Below are 16118 nucleotides of genomic sequence, written 5' to 3'. Positions count from 1 at the left end.
ACGCGCGGCCGGCGCCCCGGCGAACCGTGCAGGGCGAATCGAGTGCAGGGCAATCACGTCGAGATCGGATCCACAACGATGACCACAGCGAGCATCCCGGCAGCGAGCGGCAGACGGCGGCAGCCGACGAAACTGCGGCGCGCCGTGCGGCGCAACGTGACCGCCTACGGATTCCTGTGCGGCGCTCTGATCTGTTTCGCGTTCTTCTCCTGGTATCCGATGGTCCGCGAGGTCATCCTCAGCTTCCAGAGGACCAACTTCGTGGACCCGCCCCGATGGGTGGGGCTGGAGAACTTCCGTACTGTGATCAATGACCCCGCCTTCGGGCCGGCCTGGGTCAACACCGCGGTGTTCACCCTGCTCGCCCTGCTGTGCGGCTACGGGATCCCGTTCGTCACCGCGATCGTGCTCAACGAGCTGCGGCACGCGAGGGCGTACCTGCGCTTCGTGGTCTACCTGCCGGTGATGCTGCCGCCCGCGGTGAGCGTCCTGCTGTTCCAGTGGTTCTACAACCCCGACTACGGGCTGTTCAACCAGGCCCTCGGCCTGGTCCACCTGCCGGGCCTGCAGTGGCTCAATTCGACGAGTACCGCGCTGATCTCGCTGGTCATCGTCTCCACCTGGATGAACATGGGCAGCGGCACCCTGATCTACCTCGCCGCCCTGCAGACCATCCCGAGCGAGCTGTACGAGGCCGCCGAGCTCGACGGCGCCGGCCTGTTCAAGCGGATCTGGCACGTCACGATCCCGCAGACCAAGCTGATCCTGCTGGTGATGCTGCTTCTGCAGATCGTGGCGACCATGCAGGTCTTCATCGAGCCCTACCTGCTCACCGGCGGCGGCCCCGAGAACGCCACGGTCAGCGTCGTCTACCTCATGTACCAGTACGCCTTCAACTTCGGCAATCTCAACGCCGGCAACGCGCTCGGCCTGATGCTCATGATCGTTCTCATGGTGTTCTCCGCGATCTACCTGCGCGTCTCGCGCGACAACACGGTGTGAGGGGGGAGCGACCATGCCAGACACGACGACCGACGTCACCGTGATGCCCGACAGCCCGGCCGGAACGCCCGCCGCCACTGCCCGGAACGAGCGCCGTGGGCGGCGGCGGCCCCGCAAGCCGTTCGGCACGCAGTTCCGCACCGCCGTCTCGCCGCACCAGCTCAACACGACCCGCGGCCGGATCATCTACTGGATCGTGCTGGCGATCGTGGTGGTGAGCTTCACCGCCGCGTTCGTCTTCCCGCTCTACTGGATGGTCACCGGTGCGATGAAGTCCACCGAGGAGCTCAACTCCATCCCGCCGACCTTCCTGCCGTCGCACTTCTCGCTCGACGGCTACCTGGAGGCGTGGGATCTGCTGGACCTCGGCACGCTGCTCGGCAACACGGCCCTCTACGCCGGCGGCGCCTGGCTGCTGACACTCGCGGTGGACGTCTCGGCGGCCTACGCGCTGTCGAAGCTCCGCCCGGCGCTCGGCAAGGTCGTGCTGGCGCTGATGCTGTCGACGCTGATGATCCCGCCCATGGTCATCATGCTCCCGGCGTACCTGACGGTGAAGGAAGTGCCGATCTTCGGCTGGAACCTGCTCAACACGCCATGGGCGATCTGGCTGCCGGCCGCGGCCAACGGCTTCAACGTCTTCCTGCTCAAGCGCTTCTTCGACTCGATCCCCAGGGAACTGCTCGAAGCCGCCGAGATCGACGGCGCGTCGCCGGGCCGCATCCTGTGGTCGGTGGTGATACCGATCTCCCGGCCCATCCTCGGGGTGGTCTCGATCCTCACCGTCGTCAACGTCTGGCGCGACTTCGTCTGGCCCCTCCTGGTCCTGCCGGACAGCGACAAGATGTCGGTGAGCATCGGCATCGCCTCGCTCTCCTCGCAGATGCCGCAGAACGTGCTGGTCGCCTCCCTGGTGATCGCGAGCATCCCGACCATCGTCGTCTTCTTCCTGTTCCAGCGGCACATCATGGCCGGTCTCACCGCCGGCAGCCTCAAGGGCTGAACGACCCCACCCCTGCCGCCGTCACCCCGTAAGGAGTTGTATTCAGCATGCCCGGCAACACCTCGACCCACGATTGGTGGCGCGGGGCCGCGATCTACCAGGTCTACCTGCGCAGCTTCGCCGACGGGAACGGCGACGGGACGGGCGACCTGGCGGGGCTGCGGTCGCGCCTGCCGTACCTGGCGGACCTCGGCGCCGACGCCATCTGGCTGAATCCGTGGTATCCCTCGCCCATGGCCGACGGCGGTTACGACGTCGCCGACTACCGCGGCATCGAGCCGGTCTTCGGCACCCTCGCCGAGGCGGAGAAGCTGATCGAGGAAGCCCACGGCCTGGGCATCCGTACGATCGTGGACGTCGTCCCCAACCACGCGTCCGACCAGCACGCCTGGTTCCAGGAGGCCCTGGCGGCCGGTCCCGGTTCGGAGGCCCGGGAGCGGTTCTGGTTCCGCCCCGGCGTCGGCGACGGCCCGCCGAACGGCTGGCGGTCGATCTTCGGCGGCCCGGCCTGGACGCGGGTGCCGGACGGCGAGTGGTACCTCCACCTGTTCGCCCCCGAGCAGCCCGACTTCAACTGGAACAACCCGGCCGTACGCCAGGAGTTCCTGGACGTGCTGCGGTTCTGGTTCGACCGTGGCGTGGACGGCGTCCGCATCGACTCGGCGGCCGTCCTCGTCAAGGACCTCGACAGCGTGGAGGAGTCGTACACCGACCACGACGGCGTCCACGAGATCTACCGCGAGTGGCGGCGGGTGTCCGACTCCTACGGCGGGCGGATCCTCATCGGGGAGGTGTGGCTGCCCGACCAGGAGCGGTTCGCGAACTACCTGCGCCCGGACGAGCTCCACACGGCCTTCAACTTCGACTTCCTGTCGAGCGCGTGGGAGCCGGCCGCGCTGCGCCGCAGCATCGACCTGACCCTCGCCACGCACGTGCCGATCGGCGCACCCGCGACCTGGGTGCTGTCCAACCACGACGTCGCCCGTCCCGTCACCCGGTACGGCCGGACCGTCACGTCCTGGGACAACGCCGAACGCCGGGACGGCATGCCGTCCGACCTGGAGCTCGGCCGGCGTCGGGCGAGGGCGGCGGCGCTGCTGGCGATGGCCCTGCCCGGCAGCGTCTACGTCTACCAGGGGGAGGAGCTCGGCCTGAACGAGGTCGAGGACATCCCCGAGGAGCTCATCGACGACCCGATGTGGGAGCGTTCCGGCCACACCGTCCGCGGCCGTGACGGTTGCCGGGTGCCGCTGCCGTGGTCGGGGGAGGAGCCGCCGTTCGGCTACAGCACGGGCGAGCCCTGGCTGCCCCAGCCGGCGGCCTGGCGCGACCTCACGGTCGATGCCCAGCAGGCCGACCCGGACTCCATGCTCTGCCTCTACCGCTCGGCCCTGCGCCTGCGGCGCGAGCTGCTCGGCGACGGCACGCTGACCTGGCTGCCGACCGGAAACGACGTGATCGCGTTCCGGCGCGACTCCGGGCTGGTCTGCGTCGTGAACCTCGGCGCCGAGCCTGTTCCGTTCCCCGTCCAGGGCTCGGCGCTGCTGGCCAGCGGCCCGATCGACGGAGGCCTGCTCCCGTCCGACACCGCGGTCTGGATCCTGGAGGCCCGATGAGAATTCTGCTGGCGGCGGCCGTCGCCGTCACCGGGCTCGTGGCAGTGCAGGCCCCGGCGTCCGCCTTGGCGAAGGCGCCCGTCGTGACCCGGGCCGCCCTCGACCCGGCTCTCGTCGCGGGGCGCGGGGCCGACGTCGACTTCGCCGAGCAGGAGGCGGAGAACGCCGCCACGAACGGGACGGTCATCGGCCCCGGCCGCGACGCGTACACGCTGCCGGCGGAGGCGTCGGGCCGTAAGGCGGTGCGGCTGACCCCCGGGCAGTACGTCGAGTTCACGCTGCCGAAGGCGGCCAACGCGATCACGGTGCGCTACAGCATCCCGGACGCTCCCGGGGGCGGCGGCATCACCGCGCCGCTCGACGTCGCGGTGAACGGCCGCAAGCAGGCCACCATGACCCTCACGTCGCAGTACGCCTGGCTCTACAACCAGTATCCGTTCTCCAACGACCCGGGCGCCGGGCTGCTGCACCACGACTGGTGGATCACCGAGTGCTCCTGCGTGCCGGCCGCCACCACTCCCACCCCGGAGATCGCCAAGCCGTTCCGCCCGAACCACTTCTACGACGAGCAGCGCCTCCTGCTCGGCCGTACGTACCGGGCGGGTGACACCGTGCGGCTGACGGTCCCGGCGGGGAGCAACGCCGAATGGACGGTCGTCGACCTGCTCGACTCGCACCTCGTCGGCCCGCCGCGGGTGGAGGTCGTCGCCGCGAACGTGCTGGCCTTCGGCGCCGACCCCACCGGCAGGCGCGACTCCGCCGGGGCGATCGATAAGGCGATCGCCTTCGCCAAGCGCACGCGCCTGAAGGTCTACATCCCGCCGGGCACCTACCAGGTGAACCGTCACATCCTCGTGGACAACGTGACGATCACCGGCGCCGGCAGCTGGTACACGATCATCAAGGGCCGTCAGACCGATCTGGGCGCCCCGGCCCCGGACGGCTCGGTGCACACCGGAGTCGGGTTCTACGGCAAGGACGCCGCGGCCGGGGGCAGCCGCAACGTCCACCTGTCCGGCTTCGCCATCGAGGGCGACGTACGGGAACGCATCGACACCGACCAGGTCAACGGCGTCGGCGGCGCGATGAGCGACTCGACCATCGACGGGCTCCACATCCGCCACACCAAGGTCGGCATGTGGTTCGACGGCCCGATGCGGAACATCAAGATCACTAATAACGTGATCGTCGACCAGATCGCGGACGGGCTCAACTTCCACACCGGCGTGACCGACTCCGTCGTGTCGGGCAACCTCTTCCGCAACACCGGTGACGACGCCCTCGCCCTCTGGTCCGACAGGACCGCCGACGCGCGCAACACGGTCGACCACAACACCGTGCAGACGCCCGTGCTGGCCAACGGCATCGCGATCTACGGCGGCACGGACAACACGGTCGCGAACAATCTGATCGCCGACCCGATCAGGGAGGGCAGCGCCATCCAGGTCGGCTCCCGGTTCGGCGCCGAGCCGTTCACCGGCAGGCTCCGCATCACCGGCAACACCACCGTCCGCGCCGGCACCTTCGAGCTGAACTGGAGGATCGGCCTGGGGGCCGTCTGGTTCTACGCCCTGGAGAAGGACATCGACGCCGACATCGAGGTCAGCGGCGACCACTATCTGGACAGCACGTACAACGCGATCATGCTCGTCAGTGAGTGGTCGGTGAAGGACCTGTACGCGATCCCGAAGGTCCGGTTCAGGGACATCCGGGTCGACGGCACGGGCACCTCCGTGGTCAGCGCCCGCGTGAAGGGCTCGGCGTCCTTCCAGAACGTGGACGCCCGCAACGTCGGCGCGGTCGGGGTCAACAACTGCGGCGCCTTCAACTTCCCGCCCACCGGTTCGGAGTTCTCCCTGACCGACCTCGGCGGCAACGACGGCGGCTGGCTCGCTCCCTGGATGCTGCCCAACACCATCACCTGCGACGACCGCCCCCCGGTCGTCCCCCCACCCCCGCCGTCCCCGTGGTGACGGGACCCGCACAGAGGTAGAGGGCTTCCCCGGCTTCGGCCGGGGAAGCCCTCATGCCCTAGGCATGGCCTGAGAGCTAACACAATGAGGTGAGGCGGCGCCAGCAGGTCATGCCCGATCCGTAGTCCAGCTCCTGCGGCAGGTGCTCTCAGCCGATGCCGGTGTGCAGGACGAACAAGATGCCCTGCAGGACCAGGTGGTCATTCAGCCGCTTGCGCCCTGGATAGCGGCTCCGGCGCTGATGCTTGGGCAGCGACGGCTCGATGGCCGCCCATAACTCGTCGCTGACCTCTTCCGGCTTCAGCCGCGCCGCCTGCCACTCCTCTCGCCACTTACAGCGAGAGATCAACTAAGTAGCGGAAATGGCCATGCAGGGGGTTGAGTTCAGCGAGCGCAAGAGGCCGTGCGAGTCGACGAGGGGGCGAGCCCGGGAGAAATTCGCGATCTAGAGGAACTGCTGAGAGCTTGACCGGCACCCAGAGGATCGCGTCCGAACGAGGATTGCTACATCCCCTCTGTCACTTCATCGGCCGGCGAGAACTCACCGTTTCGGACGGCGTCTAGAAAAGTGGTCCACTCATGCTGCGTGAATACGACAATGCTATCGGACGGCCCGGCCTTACTGTTACGCACGGCTACGTGCCCGTCTCGGTACGCTACCTCGACGCAGTTGCCGTTAGTGCATCGTCTAGCGGTCTGCCAAACTGCGTCGTCGAACGAGGGCTGCGATGCCATGCGCTTCCTCCTGGCCAGGTCGGGGCATTTGTGATGCCGCGCCCTTTTATGTTAACCCGAGGGTAAACGGCTCCTCCAGGCGGAGAGGTTCGCATGAGAACGTAGAGGAAGATGATTCGAGGGGGACGCCGAGTTGTTGCGGCAGGGGTCACGTCCAGGCCCCTGCCGCCCCGGTCGTGCACCCGGGATCACAGGTCCATGCGGCCAGCCTTGACGGCCTGGACGAATGCGCGCCATTCCTTGAGTGGGAATTCGAGGGCGGGGCCGTGAGTGTCCTTGCTGTCGCCGAGGGCGATCGTGCCTCTAGGGGTACGGGCCACCTGCACGCAATTTCCGTTGCTACAGCGGCTGGAAACCTGCCAATCATCCTGGGACAAACCTGCTGGAGGCGTGGACATCTGCGTCGCTCCTGGAAATTATTATTACGTGGTGAAAGTTTCGGCGATCTCGGTGATGCGACCTACTGACGCCTGTGGATTCAAGGCCATGGCGCGCAGGTGATCGATGACCTCATGGAAGCGCTTGAGCTGGGACGGCTTCTCTAGATAAAAATCCGCCCATAAGGTTTCCACGAAGACTGTGTCCGGAACTGCGGCGTCGGCGAATTCTAGAAGAATGAATGCGCTGTCGAACCCCATGTGCGAACCCACGGTGAAAGGTATTACCTGCACCACGATGTGGGGATTATCCGCTAGCTCGACGATCCTGTGGAGCTGCTCCCGCATCACGCGCGGACCGCCCACGTGTCGATGTAGAGCCGATTCGTCGAGCATCACCCAGTATCGAGGCGGATCATCGCGCAGTAGAAGCTCCTGGCGCTTCATTCGAATGGCTACACGCTCTTCGAGTACGTCCTGCCGAATGTTCGGTAGGTAGCCGCGGATGACCGCACGTGCGTAATCCTCGGTCTGGATGAGCCCGGGTACGGTCGTCGTCTCGTAGTGGGTGATCGAGGTTGCCTCGGCTTCCAATCCCAGATACGGCCGGAAGGAGGGATCATCCCATTCCTGCCACCAGCCGGGTTGTCTGGCTTCGCGGGCCAGGTTCATGAGTGAGTCGCGTTCTGACTCGCCTACTCCGTAGATCTGGCAGAGGTCGCGGACGTCTCTGAGGCTTGCCCCTCGCTGGCCCGTTTCCAACCGGGATATTTTGGTGACACTGCACAGGAGTTGGTTGGCCACGTCCTCGACGGTGAGGCCGACAGCTTGGCGCAGTTCCCGGAGCCGTACAGCCAGCTGACGGCGGCGAAGAGTGGGATTAGCCCCAGCCATCGGCGGACCCACCTCCCAGTTGTTACATGAGTTGTCGCCGAGACCAGCGAGAACTGCGGGGCCGCGGGGAGTCTATCTGATCTTCACCTCTAGGCAAAGACCAGTGGAGCACTCCGTCGGCAGCTTCTCCTGGCACTTGCCAATGGCATCCACCCTAACGTGTGCGCCCGCCGTTCACGGCATGAATCGATCCAAGAGGAGACCAAGTCCTGGCTCGGAGGCGAGCGATGACTTCCCGTGACTGTCGGTCGTTCCGCCTTCCTTGCTCGTCTGGGAGCACGGGGCCAGGAGCGCTCACTGGCCGCCGTATCGGAGTGCTTCAGTGCTCAGCGGGTGTGTCGCAAGGGGACGTACGGGGAAACAGGGGCACGCCACCGTTGGGACCTTCATGTGATGGCCACCAGATCAGCGAAGCCTGTGAGGCGGGACGTCGTGAGCACCCGCCTTCACCTCGGCCAGGAAGCTTCGCCACTCCTTTGGTTTCACGCGGAGTTGCGGGCCTTCGGGATCCTTGCTGTCGCGTATCCGCACCTCGTTAGGCCCTGCGGCCACTTCCACGCAGGTGCCGTTGTTGCATTTGCTCGACCTCCGCCAGAGGCCGTAAGGCGTGGGGGTATTCATATGGATTCGTCGCCTTCTTGTTCTTCTAGACCTTGTCGACATGCGCATGCGGCGGGACGGTGTGCCGCAGCGGTCAAAGTTGCCTTGCGCAGGGACGGGAGAAGCGCCGGCGTGCGGGTCGGGCCACGCTTCGCCCTATTTAGGTATCGCGGTCTCCGGGGCTCGCTGACTTGCTGCTCGCCCTGGGAGCCGCTCAGTCTGACGGCGTCTCGCTCGTCTGACGGTAACAGCCTATGGCAGCGACCACTGGCAAGGCCAGAGGGTAACCGCCAGAGGAAGATTCCTATGGCAATTGCCAACCTGTGGTTGCCAGTGACAGCAGAGGGGGTACGAATCTGGCATAAGCCTCAACGTGGCGGCTGGACCAGCCGGTTCCCGGAGGGAGGCGATGCGAATCGGGGGCTCGTCCTTCGCCCCCTACTGAAATGCGCCGCTGGGCCGATGCTGGCACATCGACCCAGAGCAGACGACCATCCGACCTGCCTGCTCAGCAAAGGGATGATCCCGTGCACTCTAACAACAAGAACATGCGCGCTCCTTCCCTCACGGGGTTATGGATGCGCATCGTCGCCCTCCTCTGGAGGGTGGGCGAGGAGGCATTCGCCGAAATCGACGCGTTCGCGTGGGTGCAGCGCTGGGAGATCCGGCGCACCTGGCACACCCACACGTACCGTGACCCGAGGTTCGACGCTCTCGCTCCCTGCCGGATCTGTTCGGCGAAGGGGCGGTGCCCGACCGGCCTGCCGTGCCGTCGCTGCCGGGGGACCGGACGGGTGAACGTGCTCGAACCTCCGTTCTCCCGCAGGCCCGAGCACCCGTCGGGCGGACGGGCATGAGGCATCCGGTCAGGCGGAACACGCATCTGGTCCTGCGGTTCATCGAACGGGAGACCTCTCCCGTAGCGCGGCCTGGACCGCTGGTGGTGCTGTGGAGATGGCGCTATGAGACGGTGCTGCTGGTGGGAGGGCCTGCGGTCGTCGTCCTCGCGGTACGCGCGGCGGGCCCGGCCGTCACGATCGTCGCCGGCTCCCTGGTCTGCCTGCTCGTCCTGGTCTGGCCGCAGGCCCGGCGGGAGGTGGCGGGCCGATTCTGGTGCGTGGTGACGCCCCACCGCGTACGGAAGGCCTGCGCCGAGGCGTTGATCGTCAGCCGGCGGGGCAAGCTGCCGGTCATCCTCCGTACGAGGCCGGAGCCGTTCGGCGAGCGCCTGTGGGTGTGGTGCAGGGCGGGGACCAGCCCGGGAGACCTCGAACAGGCCCGTGACATGATCGCCGCTGCGTGCTGGCTGGCCCGCGAGGTGCGGATCACCAGGGACCCGCACCGGACGTCCCTCGTCATCGTGGACGTGCTGCGGCACCCCGGCCGTCCCGTTTCCCGGGAGCCCGCGGAGACCGGCGAGCGGACGCTGACGCGCTTCAGGCCCTGACGGGGGATACGAGAGAAGTCAGGCAGGGGGCTTCTCGGCGGCCGCGACGGTGGACAGTTCGACCGTGCAGAACGCGCAGCGCCGGGCGTCGACGGGGATGTCCGACAGGCACTCGGGACACTTCTTCTCCGTGGCCTCCTTGTCCCGGTCGAAGAGGCTCAGGAAACGGGTCATGGGCAGGACGACCAGCCAGTAGACGACGGCCGCGACGATCAGGAACGTCAGCAGGTGGTTGATGAAGTCGCCGTATTTGAACACCGCGCCGTTGACGGTGAACGTGTAGCTGGAGAAGTCGGGCTGTTTGCCGCCGGTGATGGCCGCGATCAGGGGGGTGATCAGGTCCTGTACGAGGGCCTGGATGAGCCCGCTGAACGTCGCGCCCACGACGACGGCGACAGCGAGCTCCACCAGGTTGCCCCGCATGATGAACTTCTTGAATCCGCTCATGGGAAACGAGGTATCCGGTTTTGCCTTCCCCATGCAAGGGGTTGACCGGTCGAAATCACTCCCAAGCGTGCCACGATGAGGTGGAGAGCCGGCCGGGGGAAGGGGAGGGCGTTGCAGGACCGATCGGGAGGTCTCATGGACGATGCCGGCGATCCGTTCACCGGCCGGCGTCCGACCAGTCATGAACGGCTGACGGGCCTGCCCTGGGACGCGTCGTACCACGAGGGCCCCGCGCCGTGGGACATCGGCCGGCCGCAGCCGGCGATGGTGCGCCTCGCCGCCGAAGGCGGATTCACCGGGGCGGTTCTCGACGCGGGCTGCGGGACCGGGGAGAACGCTCTGCACGTCGCCTCGCTGGGATTGCCGGTCCTGGGCGTCGACGTGGCGGAGACGGCACTGGCGATCGCCCGGGCGAAGGCCGGCGATCGGGGCGTGGAGGTCGAGTTCGCCGAGGCCGACGCGTTGCGCTTGGAGCGTCTTGGGCGCAGGTTCGACACGGTGCTGGACTGCGGGCTGTTCCACACCTTCGACGGTGGGGAGCGGTCCGCCTATGTGGCGAGTCTCGCGTCGGTGACCGAGCACGGCGGCACTCTGTATGTGCTGTGCTTCAGCGACGACGGCTCCGATACGGGCCCGCACCCCGTCAGCCGGGAGGATCTGAGAGCGGCGTTCGACCTCGTCGACGGATGGAGGGTCGTCGCCGTCGAGCCGGACCGGATCCAGACGCGATACCACGACGACGGGGCACCGGCCTGGCTCGCGACGATCAAGCGGCACTAGACGCCGGAGGGCCGGGCGTCGTCGGCCGGCCCGCGCGGCAGTGGACGATTGTTTCGGTCGCGGTACGGACGCTTATCGGACGCGGCCCGACTTACGGTCCTGACCAAACGCAACAGACGGTTGTTCTGGGAGCGCTCCCATTTCAGGTATCGCTGGCCTGGGCCAAGGCGGCTTCGACCCGGTCGAGCGCGGCCAGCAGTTCCCCCTTCAACACGGCCGGCAGCCGTCCCTCGCGGTACCGGACCTCGATCTTCTCGCGGACGACGGCCAGCCCCTGACCGTTGTCGACGGCGTTGCGCAGCACCTGCTTGAGGTCCAGGGCGACGTCGTCGTCGATGTCGTGGGTGGCCTCGGCACCATCCACCAGCAGGGCGAACTGCCGGACCGCGGTGTCGACCCGCATGGGCGCGGCCGTGGTGGCCAGAGGCAGGGGTGCGACTTCGGACTTGCCGGTGGCCGAGGCCTTCGGCCGCCTGACGCTGTCTCCCGCGTCCCGGTCCTTTTTGACGATCTTTACGCTGTGCGTCGGGGAGGGGCGGTGCCGGGCCGGGCCGGTCGTGCGTACGGGGTCCGCGACGGGCGCGACCGTGTGCCGCGGCCGGCCGACGGGGGCGGCGACGGCTTCGTCCTGCGGCGGCGGCGAGGCGGTGGCCTGCGCGTACGCCCCCGACGGGCTGGGCAGGACGACCACGGCTCCGACCTCGGGGCCGCCCGTCTGGGTGAACCAGAGAATGCCGCCCAGGGCGGCGGCTCCGACGGCGGCGGCGCCCCAGCCGGCCCCGCGCGGGCCGGGCGGCTTCTTCACCGCGCCCAGGGCGGCGGCGACCGCCCGCGCGGTCGGCCGGTCCACGGGGTCGGGGCACAGGCAGCGCCGGCACAGGTCGGCGACCTCCTGCGGCAGGCCCGGCACCCCTTCGGGAACCGGCGGCGGTCCATCCCGCCGTGCCGCCTCGATCGCCTCCCAGGTCTTCTCGGGGTACGGCAGTGCGCCCGTGAGCATCTCGAACAGCAGCACGCCGAGCGCGTAGACGTCCACGGCCGGGTCGGCCGTCGTCCCCTTCAGCCGCTCCGGCGCGACGTACGGCGGCGTGCCGAAGTCGGCGACGAGCTGGTCGTCGGCCTCGCCGATGAACGCGGCGATCCCGAAGTCGAGGAGCTTGGGCCCGTCGTCGGCGAGCAGCACGTTCTCCGGGGTGACGTCCCGGTGGACGATGCCCCGGTCGTGCGCCGCCGCCAGCACCTTCGCCAGCCCGGCGGCGATCTCCGTCGCCTCGGCCCAGGGCAGCGGGCCCTCCATGATCCGGTCGGCCAGCGACCGGCCCTCCAGCAGGCGCATGACCACGAAGGACGCCAGTCTGCCGCCGTTCGTGACCGTCTCGCCGTAGTCGTAGACCTCGATCGCGTCCGGGTGGATCAGCCGGGCGGTGGCCCTGGCCTCCCGGCGCATGAGTTCCCGTCCGGGACTGTCGTCGTCGAGCGAGCCGTCCAGCACCTTGATGGCGACCATGCGCTGGAGTGACTGGTCGAAGGCACGCCAGATGACCGACATCCCGCCCGTCGCTATCCGCTCCTGGAGCAGATAGCGACGGGTCAGGACGTCGCCTTCTCGAAGCTCAGGCCGATTCACGAACCACCAGTTCCGTGGGCAGCACCGGATTGCCCTTGGGATTGTCCCCGTCCCCGAGTGTCATGAGAAGCAGTCGTGCGGCGAGCGTGGCCATTTCCTCGACGGGCTGCCTGACGGTGGTCAGCGCCGGCGAGGTGTGCCTGGCCACGGGCGCGTCGTCGTATCCGATGACGGCCACGTCGTCGGGCACCTTCCGCCCGGCGCGGCGCAGCGTCTGCATCGCCCCGGCCGCCATCACGTCCGACGCCGCGAACACGGCGTCGATGTGCGGCGCCCGTTGCAGCAGCCACTGCATCGCGTGCGCGCCGGACGCGTGGGTGAAGTCGCCGTACGCCACGGGCATGTCGAGCACGCCGGCGTCGCGGAGCGTCTGCCGGAAGCCCTCCAGCCGGTCGCGGGCGGCCGGCAGGGTCGGCGGCCCGGCGATCGTGGCGATGTGCTTGCGGTTGTTGAGCAGCAGGTGCTCGGCCGCCTGCCGTCCGCCGTCACGGTTGTCCATGTCGACGAACGGGAGGTCGATGCCGTCTGGCGGCCGCCCGGCACAGCGCACCGGGACGCCCGAGGCCGCCAGCGTTACCGCGAGGGGGTGCCGCGCGCGTGCGCCGATCAGTAGGACTCCGTCGACGGAGCCCGCGACCAGCGGCGGCGCGGCGATGGAGGCGGTCGCCGGGGTCGCGGTCATCACGACCATGGGGACCCCGTGCGTCGTCAGCACCTCCTCGCAGGCGGACAGGAGCCTGGCGTAGAACGGCTCGGTGAAAAGGCGTGGACTGTGCTCGCAGACGACCGCGGCGATGATCTGCTCGGCCCGCCTGCCCGCGGATCCCCTGGGGGCGCGGCGCCGTACATAGCCCAGACGCGACATCGCGTCGTGAACTTGTCGGCGGGTCGACGTGGTCACGCGTACCGAGCCGGTCAAGACCCGGGAAGCTGTTGCCGGGGAGACGCCGGCTGCGGCGGCTACCTCTGCGAGGGTGGGAAGATCGGCCATCCGGTCTCCTCGGCCCGAAGGTTCACACGGCTTGGGAGCGCTCCCAAGCGAAAGTATCACTGTTTCGCTCGTGTCAACAGAGGTTTCCTCGGTGTGAAACCTTTCGTAGAGTTTCGCTCCCGTTTGGCACAGTTGGAGGCTAGAGCACGGCAGTGCTTCAGGGAAGTGAATGGGAATTTTGACACGAATCGCCCAGCTTGTCCGATAATCACCGTAAATATGCCGAAATGCCATGCGGGGGAGGCCGGAACCACCTCCCGGCGGTAGGGTCCTGCGGCAAAGGGATCACGGACGGACCGACCGCGCCCGGCCCCCGGGGGCGGTCGCGGCCGTCCCCGAGCCAGAACCGGAAAGGCCTCCAGTGACGACTACTATCCGCCGGCTCCCTGTCGTGACGGCTCGTGTGACGGGTGCGTTAACGGGCGTGCTCGCCACGGTCCTGCTCGCCGGGTGCGGCACGCCGGACCCCGCGAACCAGGCCGCGTCGCCGTCTCCCGCGGTCCCGGCGGCCGCCTCGCCCGCCGCCACCTCCGAGGCGGCCACGGAGACCCCGCTCACCGCCGGCCCGGACGAGACCGGCCCGGACGAGACGGGCGCGGACGAGACGGGCGCGGCGGATCAGTCCGGCGGCAGGAACGCCGCCGACGTGACGTTCGCCCGGCAGATGATCCCGCACCACCTCCAGGCCCTGGAGATGGCCAGGCTCGCGGAGACCCGGGCGGGCGACCCGTGGGTCAGGGAGTTCGCGGCGAAGGTCGCCACGGCCCGCGACACCGACATGCGTACGTTCAGGGACTGGCTCGACATGTGGGGCGCCGAGCCGCTGCCGCGCGACCACGCGATGCCGGGGACGCAGACGCGGGCCGAGATCGAGGCGCTGGCCAAGCTCAACGGCCCGCAGTTCGACCGGAAGTACGTGACGCTGATGATCGAGCACGACAACGGCGCGATCAAGCTGGCCCGGGCCGAGCAGGCCGAGGGCGCCTTCGAAGGGGCCAAGGCGCTGGCCGTCGCCACCACGACCGCCCTGGGCGCCGAGGTCAAGGAGCTGAAGAAGTACCGCGCCCTGCTCGACTGAGCCTGCCGTGGGCCTGCGGTCCCGTCAGTTCTCGTACGTGTCGAGCCGGGGCGGCAGGGCGTTCCACGTGCAGAACGCCGACGACTCGTGGATGTCCCGGAGGAAGGCGATCCGCAGCCACTGGTCGGCCTCCCAGACCTTGACCTCGTAGCCGTCGTTCGGGGTCGCCGTCACCACGCGGCAGTCCCGGGAGGTCACCGCGATCGTCGCCCGGCCGCCCTTCAGCGTGAACGTGTGCAGGCTCTCCCCGCCGGAGGTCCTGCGCGGCCGGGCGGTGGGCGAGGGCTCCGCCGATCCGGCCGGCTGGGTGGAGCGGGCCGGCCGCGGCGCCGGAGAGGTCCGCGTCCGCGTCGGCGTGACGGTGGCAGGGGCGCGGGAGGGGGACGGCCGCCCCGACGGCTCCCCGGACGGGTCGCCGGACGGCTCACCGGAGGGACCGCCGTCGGGGGTGTCCTGGGGAGAGGGGGCGGGGGTGCCCGGCGAGGCGGAGAGCGGCGAGGCGGAGAGCGGCGAGGCGGACAGCGGCGCGGCGACGGCCACCACCGGGGCCAGGGGCGCCTCGTCCAGGATCGCGCTGCGCAGCACGTCACGCACGCCGAGCCAGGACACGCCGACGGCGAGCGCGGTCGCCCCGCACCAGGCGATCAAGTAACCCGTGGCCCTTCTCATGGGCCGCTCACTCTATCTCGTGACGTAGTAAATGCTGCTCGATCCCTTTCGGTCACCCTCTACGGGTTTTTGCCTGCCTTAAATCACGGCGAATCCGTACGTTTCGGATCGCTCTTCCCGGGACGCCGTGTGGAGCGGGAGTGTACGTTTCTGCCCCATGGCGACCGTTCTGGTGGTTGAGGACGACGAGTTCGTCCGATCCGCGATCATCCGCGACCTGACCGGGCGCAGCCACGCGGTCCGCAGCGCGGGCCGGGCGCTCGACGCCCTCCGGGAGATCGCGTACGCCGCCCCCGACGTGGTCGTCCTCGACCTCGGACTGCCCGACCTCGACGGCGCGGAGGCGCTGAAGATGCTCCGGGCGATCTCCGACGTACCGGTCATCGTGGCCACCGCGCGGGACGACGAGGCGGAGATCGTCCGCCTGTTGCGCGGCGGCGCGGACGACTACCTGGTCAAGCCGTTCTCCGGCGACCACCTGAACGCGCGCCTCGAGGCCGTGCTGCGCCGGGCCAGGCCCGGGACGCCGTCGTCGGTCGCGCGGGTCGGCGGCCTGGTCGTCGACGCCGACCGCAGGGAGGCCCGCCTGGACGGGGTGCCGCTCGACCTCACCCGCCGGGAGTTCGACCTGCTGGCCTACCTCGCCGCGCGGCCCGACCGCGTGATCTCGCGCAGGGAACTGCTGGCCGAGGTGTGGCGGCAGTCGTACGGGGACGACCAGACGATCGACGTCCACCTGTCCTGGCTGCGGCGCAAGCTCGGCGAGAGCGCGTCCCGCCCCCGATATCTGCACACCGTGCGGGGCGTCGGCGTCCGCCTCAGCCCTCCCGCGGAGGGCTGAGGCCCCTGCGGGAGCCGCGATGACGGTACGAGGTCCGG

The 16118-nt window shown here is 68.8% G+C and carries 18 protein-coding genes; 9 read left to right on the top strand and 9 right to left on the bottom strand.

Translation table 11 applies throughout. The features are described 5' to 3' along the window. The first annotated feature begins 78 nt into the window (after positions 1-78). Genes HHX30_RS12775 through HHX30_RS12760 form a run of 4 tightly spaced genes read left to right on the top strand, consistent with a single transcriptional unit; the run spans position 79 to position 5594 of the window. A complete protein-coding gene (locus HHX30_RS12775; protein ID WP_169982104.1) occupies positions 79-1002 on the top strand; it encodes a carbohydrate ABC transporter permease in 924 nt (307 codons plus the stop codon). A 13-nt stretch (positions 1003-1015) separates the two neighbouring features. Further along, entirely contained in the window at positions 1016-2005 is a 990-nt protein-coding gene (locus tag HHX30_RS12770) for a carbohydrate ABC transporter permease (RefSeq protein ID WP_249349945.1), read from the top strand. A gap of 47 nt (positions 2006-2052) precedes the next feature. Further along, positions 2053-3621 (top strand): glycoside hydrolase family 13 protein, encoded by a 1569-nt coding sequence (locus HHX30_RS12765; protein WP_169982103.1) that lies wholly within the window; start codon positions 2053-2055, stop codon positions 3619-3621. Continuing rightward, entirely contained in the window at positions 3618-5594 is a 1977-nt protein-coding gene (locus HHX30_RS12760) for a glycosyl hydrolase family 28-related protein (RefSeq protein WP_169982102.1), read from the top strand. Before HHX30_RS12765 ends, HHX30_RS12760 begins: the two co-directional genes overlap by 4 nt. A gap of 148 nt (positions 5595-5742) precedes the next feature. On the opposite strand, the gene HHX30_RS12755 is transcribed toward HHX30_RS12760, so the two are convergent. From HHX30_RS12755 to HHX30_RS12735, 5 genes are all read right to left on the bottom strand, one after another. Continuing rightward, on the bottom strand, positions 5743-5943 hold the full coding sequence (locus HHX30_RS12755; RefSeq protein ID WP_211591916.1) for a transposase: 201 nt from the start codon (positions 5941-5943) through the stop codon (positions 5743-5745). A 155-nt stretch (positions 5944-6098) separates the two neighbouring features. Further along, a complete protein-coding gene (locus HHX30_RS12750) occupies positions 6099-6329 on the bottom strand; it encodes a DUF397 domain-containing protein (RefSeq protein ID WP_169982101.1) in 231 nt (76 codons plus the stop codon). Positions 6330-6517: 188 nt separating this feature from the next. Next, positions 6518-6727 (bottom strand): DUF397 domain-containing protein, encoded by a 210-nt coding sequence (locus HHX30_RS12745; protein ID WP_169982100.1) that lies wholly within the window; start codon positions 6725-6727, stop codon positions 6518-6520. A 24-nt stretch (positions 6728-6751) separates the two neighbouring features. Continuing rightward, complete coding sequence (locus tag HHX30_RS12740) at positions 6752-7600, bottom strand: helix-turn-helix transcriptional regulator (protein WP_169982099.1); 849 nt, start codon at positions 7598-7600, stop codon at positions 6752-6754. 405 nt (positions 7601-8005) lie between these two features. Next, entirely contained in the window at positions 8006-8221 is a 216-nt protein-coding gene (locus HHX30_RS12735; RefSeq protein ID WP_169982098.1) for a DUF397 domain-containing protein, read from the bottom strand. Positions 8222-8748: 527 nt separating this feature from the next. Here HHX30_RS12735 and HHX30_RS12730 point away from each other — a divergent pair. Further along, positions 8749-9057 (top strand): hypothetical protein, encoded by a 309-nt coding sequence (locus tag HHX30_RS12730; RefSeq protein WP_169982097.1) that lies wholly within the window; start codon positions 8749-8751, stop codon positions 9055-9057. Beyond that, complete coding sequence (locus HHX30_RS12725) at positions 9054-9647, top strand: hypothetical protein (protein WP_169982096.1); 594 nt, start codon at positions 9054-9056, stop codon at positions 9645-9647. The genes HHX30_RS12730 and HHX30_RS12725 overlap by 4 nt, the downstream gene beginning before the upstream one ends. A gap of 18 nt (positions 9648-9665) precedes the next feature. Here the strand turns inward: HHX30_RS12725 and mscL are convergent, their stop codons facing one another. Beyond that, complete coding sequence (gene mscL, locus HHX30_RS12720) at positions 9666-10094, bottom strand: large conductance mechanosensitive channel protein MscL (protein ID WP_169982095.1); 429 nt, start codon at positions 10092-10094, stop codon at positions 9666-9668. 135 nt (positions 10095-10229) lie between these two features. Between mscL and HHX30_RS12715 the strand changes: the two genes are divergently transcribed. Next, entirely contained in the window at positions 10230-10874 is a 645-nt protein-coding gene (locus HHX30_RS12715; RefSeq protein ID WP_169982094.1) for a class I SAM-dependent methyltransferase, read from the top strand. Between the two features lie 142 nt (positions 10875-11016). Here the strand turns inward: HHX30_RS12715 and HHX30_RS12710 are convergent, their stop codons facing one another. Both HHX30_RS12710 and HHX30_RS12705 read right to left on the bottom strand, forming a co-directional pair. After that, on the bottom strand, positions 11017-12501 hold the full coding sequence (locus HHX30_RS12710; RefSeq protein WP_169982093.1) for a serine/threonine-protein kinase: 1485 nt from the start codon (positions 12499-12501) through the stop codon (positions 11017-11019). Continuing rightward, on the bottom strand, positions 12488-13492 hold the full coding sequence (locus HHX30_RS12705; protein ID WP_169982092.1) for a LacI family DNA-binding transcriptional regulator: 1005 nt from the start codon (positions 13490-13492) through the stop codon (positions 12488-12490). The genes HHX30_RS12710 and HHX30_RS12705 overlap by 14 nt, the downstream gene beginning before the upstream one ends. A gap of 391 nt (positions 13493-13883) precedes the next feature. On the opposite strand from HHX30_RS12705, the gene HHX30_RS42640 reads away from it, so the two are divergent. Next, positions 13884-14570, top strand: a complete 687-nt coding sequence (locus HHX30_RS42640; protein ID WP_169982091.1) for a DUF305 domain-containing protein — start codon at positions 13884-13886, stop codon at positions 14568-14570. A 24-nt stretch (positions 14571-14594) separates the two neighbouring features. On the opposite strand, the gene HHX30_RS12695 is transcribed toward HHX30_RS42640, so the two are convergent. Further along, the gene (locus tag HHX30_RS12695) at positions 14595-15239 is read right to left on the bottom strand and encodes a hypothetical protein (protein ID WP_169982090.1); all 645 of its coding nucleotides are present in this window, start codon (positions 15237-15239) and stop codon (positions 14595-14597) included. Positions 15240-15396: 157 nt separating this feature from the next. Between HHX30_RS12695 and HHX30_RS12690 the strand changes: the two genes are divergently transcribed. Next, the gene (locus tag HHX30_RS12690; protein ID WP_169982089.1) at positions 15397-16080 is read left to right on the top strand and encodes a response regulator transcription factor; all 684 of its coding nucleotides are present in this window, start codon (positions 15397-15399) and stop codon (positions 16078-16080) included. The last annotated feature ends 38 nt before the right edge of the window (positions 16081-16118 follow it).

This window comes from Microbispora sp. H10836 (assembly GCF_012999525.1).
GTDB lineage: Bacteria > Actinomycetota > Actinomycetes > Streptosporangiales > Streptosporangiaceae > Microbispora.
Note: the sequence above shows the minus strand (reverse complement) of the source record. Positions and strands in the feature narration are given on the sequence as shown.